The 13,095-nt window shown below is 30.5% G+C and carries 10 protein-coding genes; 4 read left to right on the forward strand and 6 right to left on the reverse strand.

Going from position 1 to position 13,095, the window contains the following annotated elements; all coding sequences use genetic code 11:
* Positions 1 to 86: 86 nt before the first annotated feature.
* The gene (locus tag GQ540_RS09800) at positions 87 to 464 is read right to left on the reverse strand and encodes a carboxypeptidase-like regulatory domain-containing protein (RefSeq protein ID WP_291800517.1); all 378 of its coding nucleotides are present in this window, start codon (positions 462 to 464) and stop codon (positions 87 to 89) included.
* A 154-nt stretch (positions 465 to 618) separates the two neighbouring features.
* Here GQ540_RS09800 and GQ540_RS09805 point away from each other — a divergent pair, with 154 nt between their 5' ends.
* Both GQ540_RS09805 and GQ540_RS09810 read left to right on the forward strand, forming a co-directional pair.
* Positions 619 to 1,953, forward strand: coding sequence for a deoxyguanosinetriphosphate triphosphohydrolase (locus GQ540_RS09805; protein ID WP_291800519.1), 1,335 nt, complete (start codon positions 619 to 621; stop codon positions 1,951 to 1,953).
* A 41-nt stretch (positions 1,954 to 1,994) separates the two neighbouring features.
* Positions 1,995 to 6,173: a proprotein convertase P-domain-containing protein gene (locus GQ540_RS09810; RefSeq protein ID WP_291800520.1), complete on the forward strand. Its 4,179-nt coding sequence runs from the start codon at positions 1,995 to 1,997 to the stop codon at positions 6,171 to 6,173.
* On the opposite strand, the gene GQ540_RS09815 is transcribed toward GQ540_RS09810, so the two are convergent.
* Both GQ540_RS09815 and dxs read right to left on the reverse strand, forming a co-directional pair.
* Positions 6,170 to 7,126 carry a DUF3078 domain-containing protein gene (locus GQ540_RS09815; protein WP_291800521.1) on the reverse strand — a complete coding sequence of 319 codons (957 nt, stop codon included), beginning with the start codon at positions 7,124 to 7,126 and terminating at the stop codon, positions 6,170 to 6,172. The genes GQ540_RS09810 and GQ540_RS09815 overlap by 4 nt on opposite strands.
* A gap of 60 nt (positions 7,127 to 7,186) precedes the next feature.
* Positions 7,187 to 8,959 carry a 1-deoxy-D-xylulose-5-phosphate synthase gene (gene dxs, locus GQ540_RS09820; protein WP_291800523.1) on the reverse strand — a complete coding sequence of 591 codons (1,773 nt, stop codon included), beginning with the start codon at positions 8,957 to 8,959 and terminating at the stop codon, positions 7,187 to 7,189.
* A 147-nt stretch (positions 8,960 to 9,106) separates the two neighbouring features.
* Here dxs and GQ540_RS09825 point away from each other — a divergent pair, with 147 nt between their 5' ends.
* Complete coding sequence (locus GQ540_RS09825) at positions 9,107 to 9,556, forward strand: nucleoside deaminase (RefSeq protein WP_291800526.1); 450 nt, start codon at positions 9,107 to 9,109, stop codon at positions 9,554 to 9,556.
* A 7-nt stretch (positions 9,557 to 9,563) separates the two neighbouring features.
* On the opposite strand, the gene GQ540_RS09830 is transcribed toward GQ540_RS09825, so the two are convergent.
* A complete protein-coding gene (locus tag GQ540_RS09830; protein ID WP_291800528.1) occupies positions 9,564 to 9,812 on the reverse strand; it encodes a hypothetical protein in 249 nt (82 codons plus the stop codon).
* Between the two features lie 71 nt (positions 9,813 to 9,883).
* On the opposite strand from GQ540_RS09830, the gene glpQ reads away from it, so the two are divergent.
* Positions 9,884 to 10,876, forward strand: coding sequence for a glycerophosphodiester phosphodiesterase (glpQ, locus tag GQ540_RS09835; RefSeq protein ID WP_291800530.1), 993 nt, complete (start codon positions 9,884 to 9,886; stop codon positions 10,874 to 10,876).
* On the opposite strand, the gene GQ540_RS09840 is transcribed toward glpQ, so the two are convergent.
* Both GQ540_RS09840 and GQ540_RS09845 read right to left on the reverse strand, forming a co-directional pair.
* Positions 10,873 to 12,663 (reverse strand): chloride channel protein, encoded by a 1,791-nt coding sequence (locus GQ540_RS09840; protein WP_291800532.1) that lies wholly within the window; start codon positions 12,661 to 12,663, stop codon positions 10,873 to 10,875. The two genes, glpQ and GQ540_RS09840, sit on opposite strands and share 4 nt — an antisense overlap.
* 45 nt (positions 12,664 to 12,708) lie before the next feature.
* On the reverse strand, positions 12,709 to 12,867 hold the full coding sequence (locus GQ540_RS09845; protein WP_291800534.1) for a hypothetical protein: 159 nt from the start codon (positions 12,865 to 12,867) through the stop codon (positions 12,709 to 12,711).
* Positions 12,868 to 13,095 lie beyond the last annotated feature (228 nt).

Here is a 13,095-nt window from a genome sequence, read left to right on the forward strand (position 1 = left end):
CGGGTTACCTCGTGGTTATTTAATGTTCATATAATCGTTAACTTAATGTTAGGTAACAATTAGTTTAATTAAAGAGCAATAAGCGTTTAGTTTATTGAAGAAATATCAAAAGTAACTTCTAGCGCAGATAATGTTTGAAGTTGTTGTGTTGTTTCATTTGAAGCAACTATAACATTTTTAACTTCAACAGTTTTATAACCAATAAAACTATAAATAAGTGTGTACGTGCCTGGTTTCACTTTTAAAGAAAAAGTCCCATCAATGCTAGATGTTGTAGTAATTTCAGAGTTCTTAACAGTTACATTTGCTAATAATAGTGGGGAATTGTCAACTTCATTATCAAATACAACACCTTCAATTATTCCTTCCTTATTTGAATCAGTAAAAAAAGAACCAACTTCAAAAGATTGACTATGCATTAACGTGCTTGAAAACAAAAAAATAGCAAACCAAAAAATTCTCATTATTTATAATTTTATTCAATTACAAATAAACAGCGCTTATGTTAATTAAATGTTACGTGTGTTTTATTGTTATATAATCTTAATGTTAAGTTCTGTGGTTTTTATCTTATCAATAAATCTAAAGAATTAAGTATATTGCACAAAAATATTAATAATGAATTGGAGTCAGTTATTATCTTTAAAAAGGTTTGGTGATACACAAAAAAGGTTACGTAAAAATCAAGATGAAACCAGATTAGGTTTTGAAGTAGATTATGATCGTATTATTTTTTCTGATTCGTTTAGAAGTTTACAAGATAAAACACAAGTTGTACCACTTTCAAAAACCGATTTTGTTCACACACGTTTAACACATAGTTTAGAAGTAAGTGTTGTTGCACGTTCTTTAGGTAGAATTGTTGGTGAACAAGTACTAAAAAAATATCCAAATTTAAGCGAAGAAGGTTATAAAATGAACGATTTTGGAGCTATTGTTGCTACTGCAGCTTTAGCGCATGATATTGGAAATCCACCCTTTGGACATAATGGAGAAAAAGCTATTGGAGAGTATTTTAAAAACGGAAATGGGCAAAAATATAAAGAGCAACTTACACCTAAACAATGGCAAGATTTAATTGATTTTGAAGGAAACGCAAACGGGTTTAAAATTTTAACCGAACATAAAGAAGGTGTTAAAGGTGGTTTACGGTTATCTTACTCAACTTTAGGTGCTTTTATTAAGTACCCAAAAGAATCGTTACCTAAAAAACCTACAAACCAAATAGCAGATAAAAAATTTGGAATTTTTCAATCTGAAATTCCTTTTTTTAATGATGTTGCTAAAGAATTAGGATTAATTTCTTCAGGAAATAATGGTAATATTGCTTATAAAAGACATCCGTTAGCTTATTTAGTTGAAGCTGCTGATGATATTTGTTATACAATTATAGATTTTGAAGACGGTATAAACTTAGGTTTAATTGAAGAAGAATTTGCGTTAGAATATCTAATAAAATTAGTAAAAGACACTATTGATTCTGAAAAATATCACAACTTAAAATTTAAAAAAGACCGATTAAGTTATCTCCGCGCATTAGCAATTGGAACTTTAATAAATGAAGCAGTTGCTGTTTTTTCAGAAAACGAAACCGCTATTTTAAATGGGGAATATCCGTACTCACTTTTAGAAAAATGCAAGTACGAAGCACAAATAAATGACATCATAAAATTAAGTGTCGAAAAAATATATAAAAGTAGAGAAGTAGTTGAAAAAGAGCTTACTGGATACTCCATAATTACCAAATTATTAGAGGTGTTTTTAACAGCTTCAAACAATAAATTTGAAGGCTCATTAACAAATTACGATAAATTAATTATATCTTTACTACCCGAGAGTTTACAATCACCCAAAGAAACTCTATATTTTAGAATTTTAACTATATGTGGTTATATTGCAAGTTTATCAGACGGATTTGCATTACAACTTTATAAAAAACTAAAAGGCATTTAAAAAATTTCCCCCTCATTTTTTTCGGTTTAATTAATATATCAATGAAGAAAAAAATACTCTTTTTATTAATTGTAGTTTCTCTATTTGTTGTTAATTTAAAATATAATTTAATTAATAATAACATTGAAGAAACAAGCGATTCTATATCTAAACTTAGGGTTCAACACGCTAAATTTTTAGAAAATAGTCCATTTAAAAACACATTAAAACTCTCAAAACCTCAAAGAAAAGCCATACAATTACCTCCAAATAAATATTACGAACGAGAGTGGGAATTAACTATGAATCCCGCTACTGGAAAACCAGAACCAAATAAAATATTCGCGCTTCAAAAAAAATTAAACGACAACACAGTTGCAGCAAGAAACCCCGGAGACGCTGACAATAATGCTTGGATAGATAGAGGCCCAAATAATGTTGGTGGTAGAACTAGAGTTGTTTTATTTGATCCAAATGATAATACTAATAAACGTGTTTTTGCCGGTGGTGTAAGCGGAGGGTTATGGGTAAACCCAGATATTACAAATGCCGCGTCTACTTGGACACAAGTTTCAGGAGTACCTGGAAATATGAATATTTCATGTATTACCGTAGATCCAAATAATTCAAATATTTGGTATATTGGAACGGGTGAGCAATATACTTTTGGCGCTGCAGTTGGTAACGGTGTTTACAAAACTACAAATGGTGGTGCTGATTGGGTGAATGTTCCTGTAGAATTGGCGGGAGTTGGAGATTTATCTAGTTCTACATCAGATTATTTATCAGGTATTTATTATATAAATGATATTATTGCTTGGGACAATGCAGGTACTACAGAAATATTTGTAGGTGTTGGAGGGCATTATTATGGTGATGCGGCAAACCCAAATAATATTTTAGGATTACAAACGGCTGGATTATATAAAACAATTGATAACGGATTAAATTGGAACAGAATTGAATCATCAAATATGCTTTTTACTTGGAGTGGATTTGATTTTTACTATATCCCTAATGATTTTGAAATTTCAGCTAATAACACATTGTGGATGGGAACTATTTCAACTCCAGGTATTGGAGGTGGCGGAGGAGGTAGAGTGTTTAGTTCTTCTGATGGTGCTACTTGGACAGAAGCAGCAGTTTCACCACTAACAACTTCAAATAGAGTTGAATTAGCCGTTTCTTCATCAAATGCTTCTAAAATATATGCATTAACTGAAGGAGATGGTACAGACCCTCATATTTTTGTAACGACAAACGGATTTACTAATACAACCGAATTAGCCAAACCAGATGATGCTGATAATGGTATCTCTGCAGCGGATTTTACACGTGGACAAGCTTTTTATGATTTAGTAATTGAAGTTGACCCAACAGATGATGATATAGTATATGTGGGTGGAATTGATTTATTTAGAACAGACCAAGGTGAAAATACAAATTTAACCAGCGAATGGAAACAAATATCTAGATGGTCAACAAATCCAGGTTTAGACGGATTATCTTGTTCAATAGTACATGCAGATCAACATGCATTTACTTTTAGACCAGATGATAATAACCAAGCTGTTATTGGTGGTGATGGAGGTGTTTATTATGCTAATGATTTATTAAATGCAGAAACTACTGATGTTTTTACAGTCATGAATACTGATTATAATGTTACCCAATTTTATTATGGTGGTTATGGTCAAGATGTTTCAAATGAATTAATTATTGCTGGCGCACAAGACAACGGATCTCAATTTATAAACGGAGCTGCTGCCGGAGCAAATGCAACCATAGAGGTTTTTGGTGGAGACGGAGCCTACAGTACAATTGATAAAGATGGAGACTATATGGTTGTTTCGTATGTTTATAATACTCATGTTTATTTTAATTTACCTTATACAGGAAACGGATACTATATAGAAAATGCTACCGATGAAGGAGATTTTATAAATCCTGCAAGTTTAGATCATAATCAAAACATTATGTATTCTAATGGTTCAGGTAAAATTAATAGATATACATTAGGAACAAGTATTGCTACAAAAGTACAGTTAAGTAACGCTTTATTAGATGGAAATCCTTCAGCCTTTAAAGTTTCACCTTTTACAACTGCTAGCACTACATTATTAGTTGGCACAGATAATGGCAAACTGCTAAAATTAACCAATGCAAATGCAACAGCATCTTGGTCTGAAATTTCTGGAGGTTCATTTGTAGGAAGTCTTTCTTCTATAGAATTTGGAGCAACAGAAAACGATATTTTTGTAACATTTCACAATTATGGTGTAACAAGTGTTTGGTACTCTTCAGATGGAGGAGCAAATTGGAGTAATAAAGAAGGAGATTTACCTGATATGCCAGTCAAATGTATATTACAAAACCCTTTGGTTGCCAATGAAGTAATAATAGGAACCGAATTAGGAATTTGGGCTACCAATAATTTTAACGATGCTGCTCCAAATTGGATACAATCTAATAATGGTATGCGAGATGTTAAAGTAGTTGATTTAGATTTACGAACAGCCGATAATAGTATTTTAGCTACAACACATGGTAGAGGTGTTTTTACAGGAAAATTTAGTGCTACAGACTTTTCTTTTTCAGCACAAAATAGTACAGTTGCAACTTGTAAACCTGATAATGCTGTTTTTACTTTTGATTTTATTACTACAGAATCATATAATATTACAACAAACTTTACAACTTCTGGTGAACCATCCGGATCAACCATTACTTTTAGTCCTACCTCATTAGCTACTGATGGCACATTTACAATGACTGTTAGTGATATAGGATCTGTTGCTTTGGGTGAATATACTATAACAGTTATTGGTACTGGAAATGAAGTATTTTCTACTGTTGTTATATTAAAAGTAGTGGATGCTAATTTTGGAACATTAACAACTTCTTTACCCAATAATTTGGCTACTGGAATAGCTTTAAACGACATAAATTTCACATGGATTGAAGATACTAACGCAACTTTATATGATATTGATATTTCATCAGATGCTGGTTTTAATACCATTATTGAAACTGCAACTAACTTAACTACTAATTCTTATACAAGTAGTACACTATTAAATAATGGAACCATATATTATTGGAGAGTAAGGGGGAAAAACGATTGTAATATTGGAGGTTATTCAGTTATTCAAAAATTTCAAACACTCACGCAAAATAACTGTACAAGTGCTACTAATTCAACTACATATTCAATCCCTGATGCAAACCCAATTAACCCTGGATCTCCAAGGTTATCACCAATAACTATCCCTTCAAGCTTTACTGTAAGTGATATAAATATATCTGTAAATATTACACATACTTGGTTGTCAGATTTAACAATTTCAATAGTTCCTCCTCCTGCTTCTGGTGCGGCTGAGATAATGTTATTTAATAATTTATGTAATAATGAAGATGGTTTAAATGTGACTTATGATGATGATGCAAGTGCAAGTATAACTTGCGGAGGAGATGGTACCATCTCAATAGGTACAATAGTACCAGCAAACCCTTTATCCGGATTTAATGGTATACTTTCTAATGGAGAATGGAATCTAAAAATTATTGATAGTGAATGGCAAGATACTGGAGATATAAACAGTTGGTCTCTAGAAATTTGTCAAAATGAAGCAATAACTAGTTCTACTTTCACCAATAACCCAATTACTGTTGCAACAAATAGCACGTACATTTTACAACAAACTGATGTTGAATCTTCTAGCGGAGGTGTACCTTCTGATGAAATTTATATGGTAACTGAATTACCTGATGCAGGCAATGAAATTAGACTTAGTGATGTTGCTCTTGCAATTGGAGAAACTTTTACTCAAGATGATATTAATTTAGGGAACATTAAATTTGTGAATACAAGCGCTATTACAGCAACCGATTCGTTTAAAGTAGATATAACAAATGCAACTAACGGCTTTATTGCTGACCAATCCATTATTTTTTCAATTGATGAAACATTGGCTGTGCGTAGAGATTTTTTAAAAGAAGCTGGAGTTTCAATTTACCCAACAGTTTCAAACGGTAATTTTTCAATTTCTTCAAAAACCAATTTAGGCGAAACAATTCTTGAAATTTACACAATTACTGGCCAAAGAGTTTTTAATAAAATGTTAGATTTTAATTTTGGAAATATTGAGTTTGTAGAAGCCAATAATTTAACTTCAGGAATTTACATTTTACGTTTAACTTCTGATAGATCTCAAGGAAGTAAAAAAATAATTATCAATTAAAAAACATAGGAAAAACCAACTCCTAAAAGTTGTTTTAATTGAATTTTAGGTCCTAAAATATCTAATTCTCCATCATTATTAATATCTTCTTTATGGTTTACATCATCATCAAAAAGTAGTTGAGAACCAACATTTGCAGTTACATATTTATTAATTGTTAAATCAAAACTTAACTCCCAGTTTACATCTATGTTTCCGTAATCGTGTAAATAATCAGAGTATAAACTTAATTTATTTTGCATTTTTATATTTTCCATAACAGTTGCTTTCCATTCGCTAGTAAGCAATGTTCCAAACTCCATTTTAGTATTCTTTCCTTCTAAAATTAAAACATCTAATTCATCATAAACAGCAGGTGATACACCAAAAGCACCTTCATTTGCAAGACTTTGATTGTAAACAAATGTTGTTTTATTAGTTACTGGTGAAATATACACTTTTAAATTATTTTTTTTGGAGGAATATTCAGATCCTATTCCTAAAAAAAGATATGCAGGTGAAAAGAATTTTGAAATCGGTTTTTCTGTATTTGGGTATTTATAACCGTTTGTAAATTGAGTTTTAAAGTTGAATTTTGCTGAATAATACCAATTAGACGCTGTATTTTCTCTATAACCAAAAGTTGAATTTATTTCTAATAAATCTTCTGTTTTTCTTAATTCTCTTTCTGCTTCTTTATTCAAGCCATAATTGCTTTTTATTTCATTAGACCATGATAAATGATTGTTTTTATAATTCCGTATCAAATGAATTTTTAATATTCCTGACATTGAATTATTACCTCCTGCATTCCAATTTACAAATGAATTTTGGGTGAAGATTAATTTAATTGTATTGCTATTTTTCCAATGACTTAAAGAATCTTGCTGTACGGCTAAAGAATCGTTTACTACTGTCGCTTTTGAAATTACGATACTAAAAAGTGAAAAAATAATGAATAAATGAAACTTCATTTTTATAAAAAAATTAATGTTGAAATAAAATAAACGGTAAAGAAAAGAAGAATCGTATAATTATAAAACTTTTATTAAAAAATCTTTTAATTTTTCTTTAGAGAGTTGAATAGAATCAAATAATTCTTCCGTTGTGCCATGTTCAATGAAAGTGTCAGGAATTCCTAAATTTTTAATGTTGTTTTTTTTGTAATTATTATTTGAAGCAAACTCTAAAATAGCACTTCCAAAACCTCCTACAATAGTACCATCTTCTATTGTAATAATTGTGTTAAAATTTTTAAAAACTGTATGCAATAATTCCCTGTCTAAAGGTTTTACAAAACGCATATTGTAGTGCGCAAATTTGTTTAAAGGCAATTCTTTTTGAAGTTCAATAATGGTATTTCCAATAGTTCCTATAGTTAAAATTGCAATTTCATTTCCTTCAGAAACACACTCCCCTTTACCTATTTTAATGGTAGAAAACGCCTGCTTCCAATCAATACTTGTTCCCCTTCCTCTTGGGTAACGAATTGCTAATGGAAAATCAACTCCTAATTGAGCAGTGTACATTATGTTACGTAATTCAAACTCGTTTAGTGGTGCAAAAATCACTAAATTAGGAATACAACGTAAATAAGCAATATCAAAAACTCCGTGATGCGTTGCACCATCTTCACCAACAATTCCAGCTCTATCAATACAAAAAATAACGGATAAATTTTGCAATGCTACGTCGTGAATAATTTGATCATAAGAACGTTGTAAAAAAGTAGAATAAATAGTGCAAAAAGGGATTAAACCTTGCGTAGCCATTCCAGCAGCTAAAGTTACTGCGTGCTGCTCTGCAATTCCCACATCAAAAGCTCTGTTAGGCAATTCCTCAAGCATTAATTTTAAGGAACTTCCTGTTGGCATAGCTGGTGTAATTCCAACTATTTTATCATTTTTTTTAGCCAGTTCAACAATAGTTTCACCAAATACATCTTGAAATTTTGGAGGCTGAAAACTTGTATTTTTTGTAATTCTTTCACCTGTTATTTTATCAAATTTCCCAGGCGCATGGTATGTTACTTGATCTTGTTCAGCTTTTTCTAAACCTTTACCTTTTGTAGTAATTATATGTAAAAATTTAGGCCCTTTAATAGATTTTAACCGTTTTAATTCTATAATAACTTCATTAATATTATGACCATCAATTGGACCAGAATAATTAAAGTTCAAAGCTTCAATTATGTTGTTTTTTCTAACTTTTTTTCCTGCTTTTACATTTGTAAAATAATTTTTTAATGCGCCTACACTTGGGTCAATTCCCATCGTATTGTCATTCAAAATAATTAACAAATTAGCATCAGTAACACCTGCGTGATTCAAACCTTCAAAAGCCATTCCGCTTGCAATAGAAGCATCTCCAATTACTGCAATATGATGTTTATCAAAATCACCTTTAATTTTTGAAGCAATGGCCATTCCTAAAGCCGCTGAAATTGATGTAGATGAATGTCCAGTACCAAAAGCATCATACACACTTTCTTTTCTATTTGGAAAACCTGCAATTCCGCCCAATTGTCTATTTGTATGAAATTTATCTCGCCTTTCAGTTAAAATTTTATGCCCGTATGCTTGGTGACCAACGTCCCAAATTAACAAATCATTTGGTGTGTCAAATACATAATGTAGTGCAATTGTTAATTCCACAACACCTAAACTAGCACCTAAATGGCCTTCTTTTACTGCAACAATATCAATAATAAAATCACGCAGTTCTTTTGCAACTTTTGGCAGTTGATTTTTAGAAAGTTTACGTAAATCTGTAGGATTATTAATATGTGCTAACAAATTAGTTTTCATCTGTTCGAACTTTATTTTTTAGAGGTAACAGATGGTGTTCGCTATTCCTCATTTTTATAGGTGTCAAAATTTGTATTACTCGGTTCATGCAATACAAAACTACACTATTAAATTGTACGTTGAAATAAAAAAAATTACTTTTGAACTATGATGAAACCTTTTGATGATACTTATTTTATGAAACGTGCTTTGCAAGAAGCTCAACTTGCATTTGATAAAAATGAAGTACCAGTTGGAGCAGTTATTGTAATGAATAATCAAATTATTGCTCGTGCTCATAATTTAACTGAAACATTGAACGATGTAACTGCTCATGCTGAAATGCAAGCTTTTACTGCCGCAGCAGATTTTTTAGGTGGAAAATATTTAAAAGAATGTACGTTGTATGTAACTTTAGAACCTTGCCAAATGTGCGCTGGTGCTAGTTATTGGACTCAAATTGGTAAAATTGTATATGGTGCTTCTGAAGAAAAAAGGGGATTTATAAACTTAAACACAACATTACATCCAAAAACAACAGTTGTTGCTGGGGTTTTAAAAGAAGAATGCGCTACGCTTTTAAAAAAGTTTTTTATTGAAAAACGAAATTTGAATTAAGAAAAAATTAGTTATTTTTTTTGTTCTCTTTTTCGTTTTCTTTCAATTTTTCAAACCATTTATCTAATCTAAATTCACTCACATTTTTATCTTTATACCTGTGAAAAATAAATAAAGGCATTAATATAAATGCAACTACTAACACACAAATTCCAATAATAATTTCACCATTGGTATCGCCATTAGATTTAATATAAAAGCCATAAGTTAGTAAACCAATAACCAAAATTAAAATAGTACTTAACACAAATTTCATAAATAGATGTTTGTAATTATGGTTGTAAAACTACAAAAAGTAATATATTTAAACCGTTTTAAACTTATAATATGTCCAAATATTTAGCAGTAATTTTAGTTTTATGTTTTATAGGTTGTAATACTAAAGAAGTAAATACAACAGTTAAGCAAAACAGGAGTGAAAAAAGTGTAATTGCACATCGTGGTGCTTCGGGATATTTGCCTGAACATACGTTACCGGCAAAGGCAATGGCGTATGCAATGAATGTTCATTTTATTGAACAAGATATTGTATTAAGTAAAGATAATGTAGCAGTTGTAATTCATGATATTCATTTAGAAACAGTGACAGACGTTGCTAAAAAATTTCCTGACAGAAATAGAGAAGATGGCCGTTTTTATGTGATTGATTTTACATTTGAAGAATTAAAACAGTTAAATGTTTCAGAACGGTTTATCCCTAAGACTGATAAAGCTGTATATCCAACTCGTTTCCCTTTAAATAAATCAATGTTTAAATTACATTCTTTACAAGAAGAAATAGAATTAATTCAAGGATTGAATAAAAGCACAGGGAAAAATATTGGGATTTATCCTGAAATAAAAGCGCCTGCTTTTCATTTAGAAGAAGGAAAAGATATTTCAAAAATTGTATTGGAAGTATTAACAAATTATGGTTATAAAACCAAAGATGATAACTGTATTTTACAATGTTTTGACGCTCATGAATTGAAACGAATTAGAACTGAACTTGAAAGTGAATTATTTTTAGTTCAACTTATTGAGTTTGAAGAAGAAGAGTTAAGATTAGAAGAATTCGCAACATACGCAGATGGGATTGGCCCTTGGATTCAACAAATTATTAAAGGAAAGGATGAAAATGGAAAATGGTTAATTTCAGACTTGGTTTCTAATGCACATAAACTTAATTTAAAAGTACACGCCTATACGTTTAGAGCCGATCAACTTGGGCCTTTTAAAACTTTTGAAGATTTACTAAGCGTAGCCTTATATGAAGCAAACATTGATGGTGTTTTTACAGATTTCCCAGATAAAGCGGTCAATTTTGTAAACAAAAACTAAGCAGTAACGTCAATTAATTTTCTTCTGTAGGCAGTTAATAATCTTGATTTTGAAATAAATCCAAAATATTTGCCATTTTTTATAACTACTAAATTCCAAGCGCCGCAACTTTTAAATTTATTTAAAATTTCCTCGGCAGAATCTTTTTCATAATAAATAATATCTGAAGCGCTATGCATTAAACTACTAACCTTTACAGTTTCGTATAAGTTTTTGTCAAACATGATACTTCTAATGTCATTCAATGTTAGAATTCCTAAAAATTCATTGTTATCATTCACCACAGGGAAATGGTTTCTATCAGATTTTGCTACTGCATTATTTACAATTTCACCCAAAGTCATTCCAGGTTTTAATGAAATAAAGTTTGTTTCAATTATCTTATCAAGGTTTAACATCATTAACACATTTTTATCCTTATTATGTGTAATTAGTTCACCTCTTTTTGCTAATTCAAGTGTGTAAATTGAGTTTGAAACAAAATAACGAGTAATTGCAAATGAAATGGCTGAAACTAACATTAAAGGAACAAATAACTCATAGCCTCCGGTAATTTCAGCAATTAAAAAGATAGCGGTTAACGGCGCGTGTAAAACTCCAGCCATTAAACCAGTCATTCCAATCAGCGTAAAGTTAGATTCAGAAACATGAAATCCTAAGCCAATGTTATTAATAATTTTAGCGAAAACATTACCTAAAACACTTCCCATTACCAATGTTGGTATAAATACACCTCCAACACCACCAGCAGCAAAAGTAACCGTCATTGCAATTGCTTTAAAAATTGTAATACCAATCAATAAGCCAATAATTACCCAAATGTTTTCAGGTAAATTTTCAAGAAAAGGAACATTTCCAATAGCAGCTTTATGATCTCCGTGTAATAGATTATTTATCAAACCATACCCTTCACCAAATAATGGCGGTATAAAATATAGCATAACACCTATTGCTAAACCTCCAATTATTAACTTCTTAATTGGGCTAGTGAACTTGTTAAAGAATTTAAGAATTGAAAAATAAATTTTAGAAAAATATACGGAAGCTAACCCTGTACCAATTCCTAAGACCACATAAAAAAACAGGTCGTTTATTTGAAATTCATCTTGTAAATCGAAACTAAATAAAACATCGGTTCCTTGAAAAAAGTAAGAAGTAACTACTGCTGAAACTGAAGCTAATAATAAAGGAACCAATGATGTAAACGCAATATCTAAACTAAAAATTTCAATGGCAAAAATAATAGCAGCAATTGGCGCTTTAAACATAGAAGCCATTGCTCCTGCAGATGCACAACCAATTAACAACATTCGTGTTTTGGTATTCATGTGGAAGAATTGCGCTAGGTTTGAACCTAAAGCAGCTCCAGTACTCACAGCTGGGCCTTGTAAACCAACTGAACCTCCAAAACCAACAGTTATTGGAGCGGTTATTAGTGAAGCGTACATTTTATAACGTTCAATAATCCCATTTTGCTTTGATATAGAAAATAAGGTTGAAGGAATTCCGTGATTTATTTTTCTTTTTACAACGTATTTGACTAATAAATGCACAATAAACAGCCCAATAATTGGGAATATAAAATAGAGAGTATTGTGGATTTCTTTTATAAATTTCCCCTCTAATAATTCCTTAATAAGGTGTGTAATATTTTTTAAAGCAACTGTTCCAAGACCTGCTAATAAACCAACAAGAATACTTAAAATATAGATAAATTGCCTTTCGGAAATATATTTATACTTCCAAATTAAAAACTTACGCAATATACTTTTTAACTGAGTTGGCATTTATTATAATAATATAAAGAGTAGCAAAAGTATTAAAATATAGTTTTAACAATGCTTTTCTGGGCATTTTTTGCAGTGTTTTTCTTTTTTCTTTAGGTATTTTTCACAACAAATTTCTTTTAATTCTTTTTTACAAGAATTGTTTTTTGGTTGATACCAATCAAATTCGTAGTTAAAAATATCTGAAGTTTTAGAATTACTCACAGTGCTAATTTAAAATAAAAGTTGAGAGATAAAAAAGAGGTTATCTAAAAAGTAGAAGTTCCGTCAACCTGAACTTGATTCAGGTTCTCATAATAATTGGCAACCAGTATGATAAGATTCTAAAATAACACTTCGACAAGCTCAGTGTGACATTATCAAGAATGACGAATTTTATAACTTTTTATACAGCCTATTGTTATTTTTATAAATCTAACTTTAAGTTTAATT

It is taken from the genome of Lutibacter sp., assembly GCF_013139515.1.
GTDB lineage: Bacteria > Bacteroidota > Bacteroidia > Flavobacteriales > Flavobacteriaceae > Lutibacter.